Annotated in this window: 14 protein-coding genes and 1 pseudogene; 6 read left to right on the top strand and 9 right to left on the bottom strand. The window is 60.7% G+C overall.

Annotated elements, in window-relative coordinates; all coding sequences use genetic code 11:
- Positions 1-13: 13 nt before the first annotated feature.
- The 8 genes from ACXAH3_RS09620 to ACXAH3_RS09585 form a co-directional block, all read right to left on the bottom strand.
- Complete coding sequence (locus tag ACXAH3_RS09620; protein ID WP_474861869.1) at positions 14-3,370, bottom strand: error-prone DNA polymerase; 3,357 nt, start codon at positions 3,368-3,370, stop codon at positions 14-16.
- Positions 3,367-4,860, bottom strand: coding sequence for a Y-family DNA polymerase (locus ACXAH3_RS09615; protein ID WP_474862317.1), 1,494 nt, complete (start codon positions 4,858-4,860; stop codon positions 3,367-3,369). Before ACXAH3_RS09615 ends, ACXAH3_RS09620 begins: the two co-directional genes overlap by 4 nt.
- Complete coding sequence (locus ACXAH3_RS09610; RefSeq protein ID WP_474861868.1) at positions 4,802-5,368, bottom strand: ImuA family protein; 567 nt, start codon at positions 5,366-5,368, stop codon at positions 4,802-4,804. Before ACXAH3_RS09610 ends, ACXAH3_RS09615 begins: the two co-directional genes overlap by 59 nt.
- A 104-nt stretch (positions 5,369-5,472) precedes the next feature.
- Positions 5,473-6,327 carry a ferredoxin--NADP reductase gene (locus ACXAH3_RS09605; protein ID WP_474861867.1) on the bottom strand — a complete coding sequence of 285 codons (855 nt, stop codon included), beginning with the start codon at positions 6,325-6,327 and terminating at the stop codon, positions 5,473-5,475.
- A gap of 68 nt (positions 6,328-6,395) precedes the next feature.
- On the bottom strand, positions 6,396-6,806 hold the full coding sequence (locus ACXAH3_RS09600; RefSeq protein ID WP_474861866.1) for a DUF934 domain-containing protein: 411 nt from the start codon (positions 6,804-6,806) through the stop codon (positions 6,396-6,398).
- The gene (locus ACXAH3_RS09595; protein ID WP_474861865.1) at positions 6,803-7,543 is read right to left on the bottom strand and encodes a phosphoadenylyl-sulfate reductase; all 741 of its coding nucleotides are present in this window, start codon (positions 7,541-7,543) and stop codon (positions 6,803-6,805) included. Before ACXAH3_RS09595 ends, ACXAH3_RS09600 begins: the two co-directional genes overlap by 4 nt.
- Complete coding sequence (locus tag ACXAH3_RS09590) at positions 7,533-9,203, bottom strand: nitrite/sulfite reductase (RefSeq protein ID WP_474861864.1); 1,671 nt, start codon at positions 9,201-9,203, stop codon at positions 7,533-7,535. Before ACXAH3_RS09590 ends, ACXAH3_RS09595 begins: the two co-directional genes overlap by 11 nt.
- Positions 9,196-9,522 (bottom strand): DUF2849 domain-containing protein, encoded by a 327-nt coding sequence (locus ACXAH3_RS09585; protein ID WP_474861863.1) that lies wholly within the window; start codon positions 9,520-9,522, stop codon positions 9,196-9,198. The genes ACXAH3_RS09590 and ACXAH3_RS09585 overlap by 8 nt, the downstream gene beginning before the upstream one ends.
- A 140-nt stretch (positions 9,523-9,662) precedes the next feature.
- Between ACXAH3_RS09585 and ACXAH3_RS09580 the strand changes: the two genes are divergently transcribed.
- Positions 9,663-10,124, top strand: coding sequence for an Lrp/AsnC family transcriptional regulator (locus tag ACXAH3_RS09580; RefSeq protein WP_474861862.1), 462 nt, complete (start codon positions 9,663-9,665; stop codon positions 10,122-10,124).
- A gap of 99 nt (positions 10,125-10,223) precedes the next feature.
- Here ACXAH3_RS09580 and ACXAH3_RS09575 read toward each other — a convergent pair whose 3' ends face one another.
- Complete coding sequence (locus ACXAH3_RS09575) at positions 10,224-11,399, bottom strand: cytochrome P450 (protein WP_474861861.1); 1,176 nt, start codon at positions 11,397-11,399, stop codon at positions 10,224-10,226.
- A gap of 81 nt (positions 11,400-11,480) precedes the next feature.
- Here ACXAH3_RS09575 and ACXAH3_RS09570 point away from each other — a divergent pair, with 81 nt between their 5' ends.
- The 5 genes and pseudogenes from ACXAH3_RS09570 to ACXAH3_RS09550 all read left to right on the top strand — a co-directional run bounded on the left by ACXAH3_RS09570 (position 11,481) and on the right by ACXAH3_RS09550 (position 14,428).
- Positions 11,481-11,810, top strand: coding sequence for a hypothetical protein (locus ACXAH3_RS09570; RefSeq protein ID WP_474861860.1), 330 nt, complete (start codon positions 11,481-11,483; stop codon positions 11,808-11,810).
- Positions 11,811-11,834: 24 nt separating this feature from the next.
- Entirely contained in the window at positions 11,835-12,434 is a 600-nt protein-coding gene (locus ACXAH3_RS09565; RefSeq protein WP_474861859.1) for a hypothetical protein, read from the top strand.
- Positions 12,394-12,585 (top strand): hypothetical protein, encoded by a 192-nt coding sequence (locus tag ACXAH3_RS09560; protein WP_474861858.1) that lies wholly within the window; start codon positions 12,394-12,396, stop codon positions 12,583-12,585. Before ACXAH3_RS09565 ends, ACXAH3_RS09560 begins: the two co-directional genes overlap by 41 nt.
- A gap of 93 nt (positions 12,586-12,678) precedes the next feature.
- Positions 12,679-13,188: a sensor histidine kinase gene (locus tag ACXAH3_RS09555; RefSeq protein ID WP_474861857.1), complete on the top strand. Its 510-nt coding sequence runs from the start codon at positions 12,679-12,681 to the stop codon at positions 13,186-13,188.
- Positions 13,185-14,428, top strand: a pseudogene (locus ACXAH3_RS09550) (sigma-54-dependent transcriptional regulator). Before ACXAH3_RS09555 ends, ACXAH3_RS09550 begins: the two are co-directional and overlap by 4 nt.
- Positions 14,429-14,597: the final 169 nt, after the last annotated feature.

The following is a 14,597-nucleotide window of genomic DNA, read 5'->3' as shown; positions in this document are numbered from 1 at the left end:
TGCCGTCCAGCCGCTAATGAAAATCCCGGCTGGGAAACAGGCGTTTAGCTTGGTCGCGCGGGTGCATGGCGCGTGCGGGATAGCGGGCGGTTTTGGGGGTGTCGTCGGTGCGCGCGCCTTCGGTGGTCAGGGCTTCGGGCATCGGATGGCCCAACTCGTAGAGCTTGTATGACAGGTCAGTGATTTCCTGCGCGATCAGGTGCACGACGATGCCTTCGCGTTGCAGATAGCCTGTGACCTGCAACAGCCGTGCGCCCATGACGATGCGACGATGCTGTTCGTAAACCTTGGGCCAGACCACCACATTGCAGACGCCGGTTTCGTCCTCCAGCGTCAGGAAAATCACGCCCGAGGCCGTGCCGGGGCGTTGACGGGTGATGACAAGGCCGCAGACTGCGTGGCGACCTAACGGCACCTGTTGCAGGGTGTCATGGCGGGTCAGGCCGGGGATCTTGGGGCGCAAAAGCTCCATCGGGTGGGCGCGCAGGGTCAGGCGGGTGGCGACATAGTCCTCGACGACTTCTTCGCCCAGATGCATGGCGGGCAGGGCGACGGATGGTTCGTTGATGCTTTCGCCGTCAATCGGGTCGTTGAAAAGCGGCAGGGGCTTGGGGCTTTGGATCGCCTTGACCTGCCACAGCGCGTCGCGCCGGGTCAGGCCCATATCGGCGAAGGCATCAGCCTCGGCCAGACGTTCCAAGGCTGCCGGAATCAGTCCCGCGCGCAGCCACAGCGCCTGCGGGTCCGGGTATCCGTTCCCGCGTGCCGCCACGATCCAGCCCGCGTCTTCCTCGCGAAACCCTTTGATCTGGCGAAACCCCAAACGAAGCGCCAGCGTGCCGTCCGGGCGGCGTTCCAGCCTGTTGTCCCAGTCCGAGTGGTTCACGCAAATGGGCCGCGTTTCGACCCCATGTTCGCGGGCATCGCGCACGATCTGGGCAGGCGCATAAAACCCCATGGGTTGCGAGTTCAAAAGCGCGCAGGCAAAGACTGCGGGGTGGTGGCATTTCATCCAGGCTGAGACATAGGCGAGCATGGCAAACGCCGCCGCGTGGCTTTCGGGGAAGCCGTAATCGGCAAAGCCTTCGATCTGGCCGAAACAGCGTTCGGCGACGTCTGTGCTGTAGCCGTTTTTCAGCATGCCGGTAACGAACTTGTCGCGATATTGCCCAATCGTGCCCATCCTCCGGAACGAGGCCAGCGAGCGGCGCAGGTGGTCGGCCTCTTCCGCGGTGAAGCCCGCGCCGACCACGGCGATCTGCATGGCTTGTTCCTGAAACAGCGGCACACCAAGGGTGCGGCGTGTCACTTCTTCCAGTTCGGGGCCGAAGGGCTCGGGTTGCTCAAGCCCTTGGCGACGCTTGATAAAAGGCTGGACCATGCCGCCCTGAATGGGGCCGGGGCGCACGATCGCGACCTCGATCACCAGATCATAGAAGGTGCGCGGCTTCATCCGGGGCAGGAAGTTCATCTGGGCGCGGCTTTCGACCTGAAACACCCCGACCGCATCGGCAGAACATAGCATGTCATAGGTGGTTTTGTCTTCTTGCGGGACGGTGGCGATGTTCAGATCCTGCCCTGCGAATTCACCCAGCAATTCAAAGCTCTTACGCAGGCAACTGAGCATCCCCAGCCCCAGAATATCCACCTTCAGAATGCCCAACGCGTCGATGTCATCCTTGTCCCAGCAGATGACGGTGCGGTCCTCCATCGCGGCGTTTTCGATCGGGGCCAGTTCGTCCAGCCGCCCGCGCGTGATGACAAACCCGCCCACATGCTGAGACAGATGGCGGGGGAAGCCGATGACTTCGCGGATCAGGTGGATGGTTTGCATCAGGCGGCGGTCTTCGGGATCCAGCCCCAGCTCGCGGATCCGGTCCAGATCGACGCCGCCATTGCTCATCCCCCAGATCTGACCCGATAGGCTGGCAGTCACGTCCTGCGACAGGCCCATCACCTTGCCCACCTCGCGGATGGCGGCGCGGCTGCGGAAATGGATGACCGTGGCACACAGCCCGGCGCGGTGGCGGCCGTATTTCTGGTAAATCCACTGGATCACCTCTTCGCGGCGTTCATGTTCGAAATCCACGTCAATATCCGGCGGCTCGCCCCGGTATTTCGAGATGAAACGCTCGAACACCATCGAGATCATGTCGGGGCTGACATCGGTGATGCCCAGAAGATAACAGAGGATCGAATTGGCCGCCGACCCACGCCCCTGACACAGGATGCCCTGCGATTTGGCGAATTGCACAATGTCATGGACGGTCAGGAAATAGGCTGGGAAATCAAGCTCTTTCACCACGGCCAGTTCCTTAGCCATCAGCGTGTGCGCGCGGTCTGGGGCGCCATTAGGGTAACGGCGTTCCAGCCCCTCGTGTGCCAGCCGTTCCAACCGGGCGAAGGGGGGCTCGGTCGTGTCTTCTTCGTGGGGGTATTCATAAGACAGCTCGCCCAGATCAAAGCTGCACCGATCCGCGATTTCCAGCGTGCGGCGGATCGCGCCGGGGTGGTTGCGAAACAGGCGGATCATGTCGGGGGCGGGCTTGATGCGGCGTTCGGCGTTTGGAAGCGCACGGGTGCCGATCTGGTCGATGGTGATATGCTCGCGCATGCAGGTCAGCACGTCCGCCAGTTGCCGACGGCTGGCGTGATGCATCAGCACATCCCCCACCGCAACCATCGGGGCCGAGGCGCGGTGCGCCAGTTCCGAACAGGCTGTCAGATAGGCCTGATCGCTTCCGTCATAGCGGGGCGCGGCCCCCAGAAAGACGTGATCGGGAAAGCGGCGGCGCATCTGCTGGATCTCGGACACGGCCTGCTTGAACCCCTTTTGCGGCAGGGCGATCAGGATCATGCCCTTGCAGGCCTCCAGCATGTCCTTGGTGTAAAGGATGCATTGGCCTTTCTCGGCCCGGCGCTTGCCCAGTGTTAGCAGGCGCGTCAGGCGCTGATAGGCGGCCCGGTCGCGGGGCAGGGCGACCCAGTCCACCGTGCTGTCCTGCAAGATCAAACGGCACCCGGAAATCAGCTTTGGAAGCTGGACGGTGTCCGGCTTGGCAATCGGGGTCTCGGGGCCGGTTTTCTGGCGCGATGACGCATCCATCCGCTGCTGTGACTGGATTTTCACCGCCGCGTCGGCCTCTTGCCTGAGTTGCTTCAAGGCAGACCACGCGCGCACAACCCCGGCCAGCGAGTTGTGGTCGGTGATGGCGATGGCAGACAGCCCAAGCTCGGCGGCGCGGACGATCAGCTCTTCGGGGTGCGAGGCACCGGTCAGGAAGGTGAAGTTCGTGGTAACACACAGCTCGGCATAGGAATTGCTTTGCGTGTGCAAGCTGCGCAGATGGGGCGTGTTGGGCGGGGTCATGCGAATTCCCCCTGTACGAACCAGCCCGGGTTTTGTGGCGTATAGAACAGCCACAGCCTGCGGCCTTGCGTGGTCTCGACCCGCCAATAATCGCGCAGGCCCGCGCGCCAGTTGTCATCGGGAAGCCACCATTCCGGCGCGATACGCTCCGGCCCCGTGGCACGTCCGGTGGTCAGCGACATACGCCGCCAGCGAAAGCGTTTGGGCGGCTGTGGGCCTTGGCCGGCAATCGGTTCGGGTGGGAACAGCGTCAGGGGACGGGGTTGCGTGCAGGCCCATGGCCCGCCGCGGGTAGCTTCGGAATAGGCGACGGGGGCGATCAGGAAACTGCGTTCGGGGATGTGGCTGTCGGCGGGCAGGAACCGTTGGATATTCTCAAGCCCGATCCGCGCGCCGATCCGGGTGACGAGGTCTTCAAGCTGTCCCGCGCTGCCGTTTTTCGTGGTCGAGGCGTGGGTGATCTGCTGGGCGCGCAGGGGTTCGACTTGGGTGGCGTGCAGGCGGAGTTGGTCAATGCCGTAACCTGCGTCAACCTCGGCCAACCCGCGTTCAAAGAGCGGCAGAATGCGCTGCGGGTCATGCAAGGCGCGGGCCAGCCGTAGTTCCACATCCTGACTGTCCTGATCCACCCGGCGCACCGTGACTGTCAGCACCCGCGCGCCCATCTCGTGCGTTTGCAGCTTGGCGCAGAGTTGCTCCAACAGGCGCGAGACGCCCGCCATCACGTCCCCGATCAGGCCAATGGGTTCGGGCAGGGTCATGCGGACCCCGAAATGGGGCGGATCGGCCAGTGGAGTCACGTCCTCGGGCTGATGGCCAAGGGCTTGATCCAGCCGCATCAGCACATCCGGCCCAAAGCGCCGCGCAAGGGGCGCGCGGGCGGTGCCCGCCAGATCGCCGATCTTGCGCAGGCCCAGCCGTTCCAGCGCGGTGGTGGTTTTCTCGCCCAGCCGCAGCGCCGCCACCGGCAGTGTTTGAAGCGAGGGTAGGGGGTCGCCTACTGGGGCCACACCCTCGCCAAAATGGGCCAAGGCCCAAGCCGCGCCCCGCGTGTCGGCCATCCCGATTTGCACCGACAGACCTGCGCGCATCAAACGCATCCGCATGTCGGCCAGCATCCGGTCTTCGCCGCCGAACAGGTGGGTGGCTCCGGTCACGTCCAAAACCAACCCATCCCGCCCCTCAAGCCCAACCCACGGGCAATAGCGCGTGGCCCAGCGGCGTAGAAGATGCAGGAAGCGTGCGTCCTGTGGCAGCTCCACCGGGGCGGTTTGCAGATCCGGGCAAAAAGCGCGCGCGTCAGAGAAGGGCATACCCGCGTGCAGCCCCTGTTTCAGCGCTTGGGCATTCAGGCAATACAGCCGATCCGTGTTGCTGGTTTTCTGGGTCAGGGCAAAGGGGCCATCCAGCGGGCAGCGGCGCAGAACCCGGTCACTTGCCAACCGGGGGAACCACAACGACACGACGCGACGCCCGATCCCATCGAACATACCAAACACCCAATGTTCCTGATTTGTTCTTTTTAAGCTCCCACCGATGCAGAGTCGAGTCTTCGCCGCCATAATCCGGATCAAAAATCGGCGCGCAGTGCCAGCGTGTCTCGGCGGCGTTGCTGCCCATGCCTTCGGGAATAATCGCCAGCCCCGTGGATCTCCCATCGCGGGCGGCCAGTTGTAAGCGGCGACCCTCGGTCAGGCCAAGGGGTTTGTGCAGGGCCATCACAACAAGCGGAACAGCCCCGTCGCGCAGAGCTTCTTCTGCGACGGCCAAGGATTGCATCTGGTCCTTGGTGTTGCACAGGGCAAAGTCGGCCGGGTCGATGAAGGGAGCAAAGCCGTTCGGGTTTATCTGCGCCGCATCCCATCCGCCGCGCACCCACAGGCAGGGCCCGCCCAGACGCGCAGCCAGTGCGAAGGCGAAGACCGGCGCGCCGGGGCCGTACACTTCATGCGTACGGGTCTTGGCGGGGGGGAAGTGAGGCCGGTCGAGAATCTGCATAAAGCCAGAATATCACCGAGTCTCCAAAAGGAACATACGCAGAACAAAACCGCCCGCGGCACGGGGCAGCGGGCGGAAAATCTGTCAGCTGTGGTAAGCGTGGATTAGTCCAAGAACGCCTTCTCGACCACATATTGCGCAGGCTTAGAGTTCGCGCCTTCCTCAAGCCCGTACTCCTCGAACATCTCTTTCAGTTCCAGGTTAAAGGCCAGGTTGCCGCAGATCATCGCGCGGTCATGTTCAGGGTTCAAAGGCTCGACGCCCAGATCCTTGAACGCCTCGCCCGAACGCATCAGGTCAGTGATGCGGCCCATCTTGGGGCTCTCTTCGCGGGTTGTGGTCGGATAGTATTTGATCTTCTTCCAGAAGCCTTCGCCGATCACTTCGTTCAGAAGCTCATCGTCTTTCAGGTTTTCGATCAGGTTGGCACCATAAGTCAACTCGCCCACTTCACGGCAGGTGTGGGTGATGATGATCTCGTCGTAATCCTCATAGGTTTGCGGTTCACGCAGAAGCGAGGCGAAGGGGGCAAAGCCGGTGCCGGTGGCAAAGAACCAAATGCGCTTGCCGGGCAGCAGAGCGTCATGCACCAGCGTGCCAACAGGCTTGGGGCGCAGAATGATCTCGTCGCCCACCTTCAGGTGTTGCAGTTTCGAGGTCAGCGGCCCGTCCGGAACCTTGATCGAATAGAACTCCAGCTCTTCATCCCAGCTGGGCGAGGCGATGGAATAGGCGCGCAGAAGCGGTTTTTGCTTTCCGGTTTCCGGGTGCGGGTCGCCCATCAGGCCAATCATCACAAACTCGCCCGAGCGGAAGCGCAGGCTGGCAGGCCGCGTGCAGCGGAACCTAAACAGGCGGTCGGTGTAATGTTCAACTTCGGTCACCGTCTGCGCATCGGGCAGGGTGGGAACCGGTTTTACTTTGGTTTCAGCATCCATAACGGGCGTCACTTCATTCATAAGCGTCAGCAGGGCACAATGCCCGGCCCTTTCCTGTAAAAGTATATAGGAGGGTTGCGAAGACCGGTCTAGCCGGTCATCCGCGACCTATAGTCATAGGCTTTCCAGTCCGCCCGGAACTGCCATTCAGCTTCTGGTTGGCGCTGTGCCAGCTCGTCCGAGATTTCGACCTCGTCAAAGCCAGACCGACGCGCCATCGCGTATTGATCCGAGATCACGTGGCCATGGGCACGCAAACGTCCAGTGAAGCCCAGAAGGCGCAGCTGACGGCCCAGCGTGAAGCCGCGACCATCGGCGAAAGATGGAAAGTCGATGCGGATGGCAGGCACACCCACCATTAGGTCAGCCAAAGCCGCCGGATCGGTGTCCGAGGCAATGTGCAGACCGCGCGTGTCATTGGCCGCACGCTCGTCCACGGTAGCGAACCCTTCGGCCCAGTCGTCACGGGCAAAGCCGTTATCGGTTACAATCACACTCATGCTTCTGCTCCTACGCGAACCATTTTTCCGTCGACAAAGTGAATGCCGCATTCCGTCTTCTCGGCCCCGCGCCAGCGTCCGGCGCGCGGGTCTTCACCGGGTTTCACAGCCGACGTACAAGGTGCACAGCCGATTGACGGGAAGCCGCGTGCGACAAGCGGGTGCTTGGGCAGGCGGTTGTTGATCAGGTAATCCTGCACGTCCGATGCCGCCCAATGGGCCAGCGGGTTGACCTTCAGCAGACCATCCTCAGCCTCAAAAAACTCCAGATCAACGCGCTTGCCGCCCTGAAAGCGTTTGCGTCCAGTGATCCAGCCGTCAAACCCGTTCAGGGCACGGTCCAGCGGTTCGACCTTTCGGACTTCGCAGCAGGCATCGGTGTCAGCCAGATGCAGAATGTTGTCCGGGTCACGGGCGAACAGAGCCTCGGGATCAGGATGCACAACACGCACATCCGTCAGGCCCAGTTTTTCAGCCACTTCGACCTGATAATCGAGCGTTTCCTGAAACAGCATCTGCGTGTCCAGAAAGATCACTGGAACCGTGCGGTCGACGTTGGCCACCAGATGCAGCAGTACAACGCTTTCCGCGCCAAAGCTGGACACCAGCGCAAGCGAGCCAATGGTGCTGTCCGACAGTGCCCGTTCCACGACAGACGTCGCGGAATGGTGCTTGTAGCGTTCGTTCAGGTCAGCCGCCCGTTCTTCCGCAGGGGGAAGGGGGATTTCAAGCGGCATTGGACTTATCCTCTTCCGGATAAAGCGCGGCCTTAAACGGTGCTTCGCCAAGACGGCGGAAGGCGTCGATAAAGGTTTCGCTCTCGTCCTCGCGGTGCTCAAGATAAGCATGCACAAGACGTTCGATGGCTGGGACGATCTGGTCATAGGCAAAGCCGGGGCCGGCGCGTTTGCCAATCACAGTGTCAGGACCAGCGTCACCACCCAAGGTGATCTGATAGTTTTCGACGCCCGCGCGGTCCAAACCCAGAATGCCGATATGGCCCAGATGGTGGTGCCCACAGGCGTTGATGCAGCCCGAGATCTTGATCTGCAGATGGCCGATATCGTGCTCGATCTTCAGCTCGTCGAAACGCTCGGCAATCTCTTGTGCGACGGGGATCGAGCGGGCCGTCGCCAGCGCGCAGTAATCCATGCCGGGGCAGGCAATGATGTCCGAGATCAGACCGGCATTCGCCGTGGCCATGCCATGTGCACGCAAGGTTGCGAACAATGCAGGTAGATCCGAACGGTGCACATGCGGGAAGATCACGTTTTGCTCGTGGCTGATGCGGATGTCGCTGTGGCCGAACTGTTCCGCCAGATCAGCAAGCACGCGCATCTGGTCGGCGCTTGCGTCGCCGGGCGTGGCGCCATGCGCTTTCATCGAGATCGTGACGATCCCGTATCCGTCTGCACGGTGGTCATCCACGTTGGTGTCGCTCCACGAACGGAAGATCGGATCGGCGTCGCGCGCGGCGTGATAGCCGTCCAGCGAGGCGGTCTTGAAATCGGGCGCAGTGAAGTCAGCGGCGATGCGGTTGAAATGTTCTTGATCCACGCCGGAAAACAGCGGGCGCAGTTGGGCAAAGCGGGCCTCGACCAGTTCATGGATCTTGTCGATCCCATTCTCCATCGTGGTGATCTTGATGCGCGCTTTATACTTGTTATCGCGGCGTCCCAGCGTGTTGTAGACACTGACGATGGCCTCGACATAGGGCAGCAGATCGGCGCGGGGCAGGAAGTCTTTCAAGACCTGACCCACGACGGGCGTGCGGCCAAGGCCGCCGCCGACGAGGATCTGATAGCCTACGTCGCCCGCTTCGTTTTTTACGATGCGGATGCCGATGTCATGCGCCTTTGTGACAGCGCGGTCAGCTTTCGATCCGGTCACGGCCAGCTTGAACTTACGCGGCAGGAATTGGAATTCCGGGTGGTCGGTGGACCACTGGCGCAAAAGCTCGGCTGTGGGGCGGGGATCTTCAACTTCATCCGCAGCAGCACCCGCGAAGTGGTCTGCGGTCACGTTACGGATGGTGTTTCCCGAGGTCTGGATGGCGTGCATGCCCACATCGGCCAGCGCGTCCAGCATATCCGGAATGTCCGACAGGCGCGGCCAGTTATACTGAATGTTCTGGCGCGTGGTCCAATGGCCATAACCCTTGTCCCAACGCTCACCGATCATCGCAAGCTGACGCATCTGGCTGGGGTTCAGCGAGCCATAGGGGATCGCGACCCGCAGCATATAGGCGTGCAGTTGCAGATAGACGCCATTCATCAGGCGCAGCGGTTTAAACTCGTCTTCGGTCAGCGCGCCCGAGATGCGGCGACCGACTTGCTCGCGGAATTGATCCACGCGGTTGCGTACGAAACCTTCGTCAAAATGATTGTAATCATACATTGGCCACGGCCTCCGGTGCCGATTGCTGTGTCTGTTTGCCGTGGAAACGGTTCGACGGGCCGGTGGCGCGGAACGTTTCACGGAAATGAGTGGGGACCGGGCCGGTGGGGCCAGCCGCTGCGTCTGCCAGGTAAGGGCCAACGGCCACGCCGGGCTCGGCCGTAGCGCGTGCCAACTGAGCGTTTGCCTCGGCTTCATCTTCGATCAGCCACGCCATACACATCTCGCGCACCCATGACCCATTATGGGCCAAATAGATCACGTCGCCTTCGATCAGGTCGTTGGCGGTTACCACTTTAGGGCTAAAAGGGCGGGGCATGGCATGTCCTTTCCGGTTGCGTTCGAGAGATATATAGGACATTTTCCCATTATTTCGCGAGGTGTCGCGGCAAATAAGGAATGTTGTTTCGGTTTAGGCGTCAGCTAGAACGCTTGGACCAGAAGAAGGGAAAAAGCGGAATGTCTGTTCGGCTGGACGAGATCGACCGGAAAATCCTGCGCGAGCTTCAGCGCGATGCAGGGCAGTCTTTGGACGTAATTGCCAAAAAGGTGGGGTCCTCTAAGACCCCAGTTTGGAACCGGATTCGCAAAATGCGCGAAGGTGGCGTGATCGGGCAGAACACCATGGTGATGGATGCCGATAGCCTTGGATTTGAAGCCTGTTTCTTCGTTTTGATCCGAACGTCCGAGCACGAGGCCGATTGGCAAGAGAAGTTCCTGGCCGCGCTGCGCGCACGCCCCGAGGTAATGGAAGCACACCGATTGGCGGGCGAGATTGATTATATCCTGAAAGTCCGTGTGGAGAACGCGCGCGCCTATGACGAGTTCTATCAGGCGCTGATCTCCGAGGTGAAAATCTTCAACGTCACGGCGCTTTTGTCGATGGAAGAGATCAAGTTTTCTACCGAGTTGCCGATCTGAGGCCACGGTGGCTCACTTTGTGAGCCTAAGGGGCTTTGCCCCTTGCGCCAAATCTGTGATTTGACGCTACCCCAAGGTATTTTTGGCAAGAGGAAAGTGTTAGGTCTTTACCATCAAGGCTGAAAGCCCGTGGAAGTGATAGACATTCCCGTATTTCGGCGGTGTAGTGATGGTCAGGTTGGGGCAGCGGTCAAACAGGATTGGAAGGGCGCATTTCAGTTCGAGCCGTGCCAAGGGCGCGCCGATGCAAAAGTGAACGCCCGCCCCGAAGGCGGTATTTTGTTGGACGCGGCGGGTTGGGTCAAACACGTTTGGGTCATCCCACATATCCGGGTCGCGATTGGCGGCACCCAGCAAAAGTCCGATCTCGTCCCCACGTTTGAAGTCCTGCCCATAGAGCGTTGTGTCTTCGTAAACGTGGCGGGTGAACATGTGAAGCGGAGGATCGAAGCGCAGGGTTTCTTCGATTGTGGCGTCAATCGCGTCGGGCGATAAAGCCTCTGCCGGAACCTTTTGTTCCAACAGAGTTTTCACCGCGATAGCCAGTGCGTGCACTGTGGCCTCGTGCCCTGCATTCAAAAGCAAGATACAGGTGGAAATCAGTTCGTCCGTAGACAGTTTTTCGCCTTCTTCCTCGGCTTGGATCAGCTCGGTGATCAGGTCGTCGCGTGGGTCTCCGCGCCGCTGGTCTACATAATCGCGCAAGAAAGCAACGAAAGCTTCGGTTGCTACAATCGCGTTATCCTCGTCCGCGCGGGTGCGGCGCGCTTGGTACATAGAAACCATGGCATTGGACCAGCGCAGCAGATCATCGGCGCGGGTCTCGGGGATGCCAAGAAGGCGGCAGATTATGATCACTGGAATGCGCGAGGCAAATGCGGGCAAGAGGTCGAATTCGCCATGAGGAAAACCGTCGATCAATTGGTGCGCCAGCGCGTCTATCTCGGTCCCAAGGGCGGCGATCCGGCGCGAGGTAAAGGCGCGCAGCACTAGCTTGCGCAGCCGCGTGTGGCGGGGGGCTTCAAGTTCCAGCATCGAATGTGCTTCGACGGCATAGAACGGGGCCAAGTGGTCGGGGATTTCGCGTGGCTTTACCGGTTCACGCCCGAACCGACGATCCCGAAGCAGCGCGTTGACGGTACGAAAGCTGACCGCCATGGGCAAGTCGTAGTCTTCCCAGAAAAACATATCACCTTCCGTGCGAGCACGATCATAGAAGGTATAGGGGTTCTGGATAAATTCGGGATCTGTTGGGGATTGGGTCAGGCGCTTCATGCGCGCATGTTCTTTAAAGCGGCTGGTCAATGCAAGGGGCCTTTCCTATGCTGCCTGCATGTTGCGGTTTCTGCATACGAAATGGATTTTCCCTTTCTTCTTGGGACACTGATGATCAGCGCCGGGGTCTGGGCGGTGGCGTGGCGGGCGGCTTTGGGGCCGCTGGCAGAGCAAGCCTCGTCCGAACTGGAGCTGGCCTCGGACCAATTGACGCGACACTTGTTTCGCTATCGGGAACTGGCGGTCGTGTTGGCGCGCCACCCCGTCCTGCAAGCGCAACTGAGCAACGAGATTGAAGACGCGCAAGCAGCGGACGAGTTGCTTCAGGCGATGGCGGATATGACTGGGGCGCATCAGCTTTTGCTGGTCGACGACAGCGGGCGCGTTTTAGCGGCCTCGCACCTGACGTAGCAGCAGTTGGACCCGGATAGCCCGATGATCCATCGGGCGTTGACGGGCGCGCTTGGATCGGAAGCCGAATTTCAAGCCGTGGGCGATACGGGTTTGCGCCGCGTGTTTTCCTTTGCAGCACCCGTATTCGGTGAGGATGCGACGGGCAAGGGCGCCGTGATCGCCCGCACCAATCTGTTGGATTTCGAGGAAAACTGGCCCTCGACCGCCTCGGCGCTGTTCTTCACCTTGAACGGTGCGCGGGTCTTTGTGTCTAACCGTTTGGATCTGGTCAGCGTCCCCCGTCCTGCTGATCGTTTCTTGAACAACAGCGCCAGCCATTGGACCGGGCACGAGGTCTGGGCGATCGAAGCTGGGCCATATCTTCCTGATCGCGCGCTGCATCTGACTCGCGATCTGTCCACAGTGGGGCTGAGTGGCGAAATCCTGTTGGACACAGCCCCCGCGGAACGAAGCGCAGCCCTTCTGGCAGCTATTGCGGGGGCGATCTGTTTGGGGGTTGGGGGCTGTCGGCGAACGTCGCCGCGCCCTGAACGAACGCTTGAGGATCGAGGCCGCCGCCAACGCAAGGCTGGAAGCCCGCGTGGCCGAACGCACACATGCGCTGTCGGAAGCGAACCTTGAGTTGCTGCGCGAAAACCGCGAACGGCGCGAGGCCGAAGCCGCCCTGAAAAAAGCGCAGGATGATCTGGTGCAGGCGGGTAAACTGTCGGCGCTGGGCCAGATGTCGGCGGGCATCAGTCACGAGTTGAACCAGCCTTTGATGGCCATCTGAAGCTTTTCCGAGAACGCATCGCTGTTTCTGGAGCGCGGGCACGAGGCGCAGGCTGGGCAGAATCTGAGCCGGATTTCCGAGCTGTCGCATCGCATGGCGCGGATCATCAAGAACTTGCGCGCCTTTGCCCGCAATGAAAACGAGCCGATGGGCAAGGTTGATCTGGGGCAGGTGGTGCCGACGGCGGTCGAGTTGACGGAACCTCGGCTGAAGGCGGATGGGGTCACGTTGGACTGGGTGCCGCCAGCCACGCCAGTTTTTGCCAAGGCTGGTGAGGTGCGGTTGTCTCAGGTTTTTGTGAACCTGATCAATAATGCGGCGGATGCAATGATGGGGCAGGACGACCGGCATATTCGGATTGTGATCAATGATGGGAAGACGCTGTCCGTCACGGTGCGCGACACTGGGCCGGGGATCGAAGACCCTGACCGGATTTTCGAGCCATTCTTCTCGACCAAAACGGTTGGTGAAGATGGCATGGGGCTGGGGCTGTCGATCTCGTACGGATTGGTGCAGAGTTTCGGGGGCGACATCCGTGGTCGCAACTGCGAAAGCGGCGCGATGTTCACGGTCGAGTTGCCTTATTGGAAGGACGCCGAATGACGCAGACGGTGCTTTTGGTCGATGACGACATGATGGTGCGCGAGGCGCTGGGCCAGACGCTTGAACTGAATGGCCTGACGGTGATTGCGGCGGGCAGCTATGCCGAGGCGAAGGACCATCTGCATGCTGATTTTCCCGGCGTCGTGCTGTCGGATATTCGGATGCCCGGCAAGGACGGGTTTGCCTTGTTGCAACAGGCGCAAACTGTGGATCCCGAATTGCCCGTTATTCTGCTGACAGGCGAAGGAGACATCCCAACAGCGGTGCGTGGTATGACAGAAGGGGCTTTTGATTTTTTGGAAAAGCCTTGCGATCCCAAAACGTTGTTGTCCGTGATCGGGCGTGCTTTGCAGACCCGGATGCTGGTTTTGGAAAACCGCGCGCTGCGGGTCAAGGCGCAAACGGGCGACGCCGCGGCGCGTCTTTTGATTGGCGAAAGCGCGCTGGCAGAAGATCTGCGCGCGCAGGTGCGCGCCGCTGCCGCCACCAAAGCCGAGGTTTTGATTGGTGGCGAACCGGGTTCGGGCACGTCCAAGATAGCCGAGGTGTTGCACCTTTTTTCAGGCGACGCCACGCGCCCCTTTATCAAGTTGGCAGCGGCAGGGCTGGGGGCCGGGGATCTTCTGGCTGGGGTGCAGCGCGCCGAGGGGGGGGAACCCTGTTTCTCGACGAAATCGGGGCGCTGGACGCAGGCGTGCAGTATCATTTGCTTGACCTGCTGGAACAGCCCGGCAATTGGCGCGTTGTGGCGGGAAGCTATCGCGATCTTGAAGCCGAACATCAAGCCGGTCGTTTTAACGCTGACCTCTACTATAAGCTGGATCTCATTCGCATCCGTGTTCCAGCCCTTCGCGAACGGAAAGAGGACATTCCGTACCTGTTTAGGCACTATGTCTCGATCTCGTCCGAGCAAGCGGCTCTAAGTCCGCCCGAGATCGGTCAAGACACCATCGCGCAACTGATGGCGCAGGATTGGCCGGGCAATGCGCGGGCTTTGATGAATGCCGCCATGCGCTTTTCCATGGGGCTTGGGCTGGCGCCGATTGACGGCCTATAAGATGGGGCCGGTCTGGGGCTGGCCGAACAGATGGCACAGGTCGAACGATCGCTTTTGGTAGATGCGCTAAAGCGTCATGGGGGCGGGGCGACGGCGGCCGCGAAAGAACTGAAACTGCCGCGCAAGACGTTCTACGACAAGCTGGCGCGGCACGGGATTCGGCCCGAGGCGTTCCGCGACTAACTGTGCGGATTTTCGCACATATCGCCCGTGGGTCTGTGTGAAATTCCGCCCACTCGATCTGCGGGGGCGATTTTAGAGCTGCATCACAGTTCAGCAACGCCATGAAATTTAATGTTAAATTTTGTGGTGGATGGATCTTCCCGCGCTCCCCTTGGCGTGGTCACAAACC

Source organism: Aliiroseovarius sp. ABM4_368, assembly GCF_056161205.1.
This window is presented reverse-complemented; position numbering and strand designations above follow the sequence as displayed.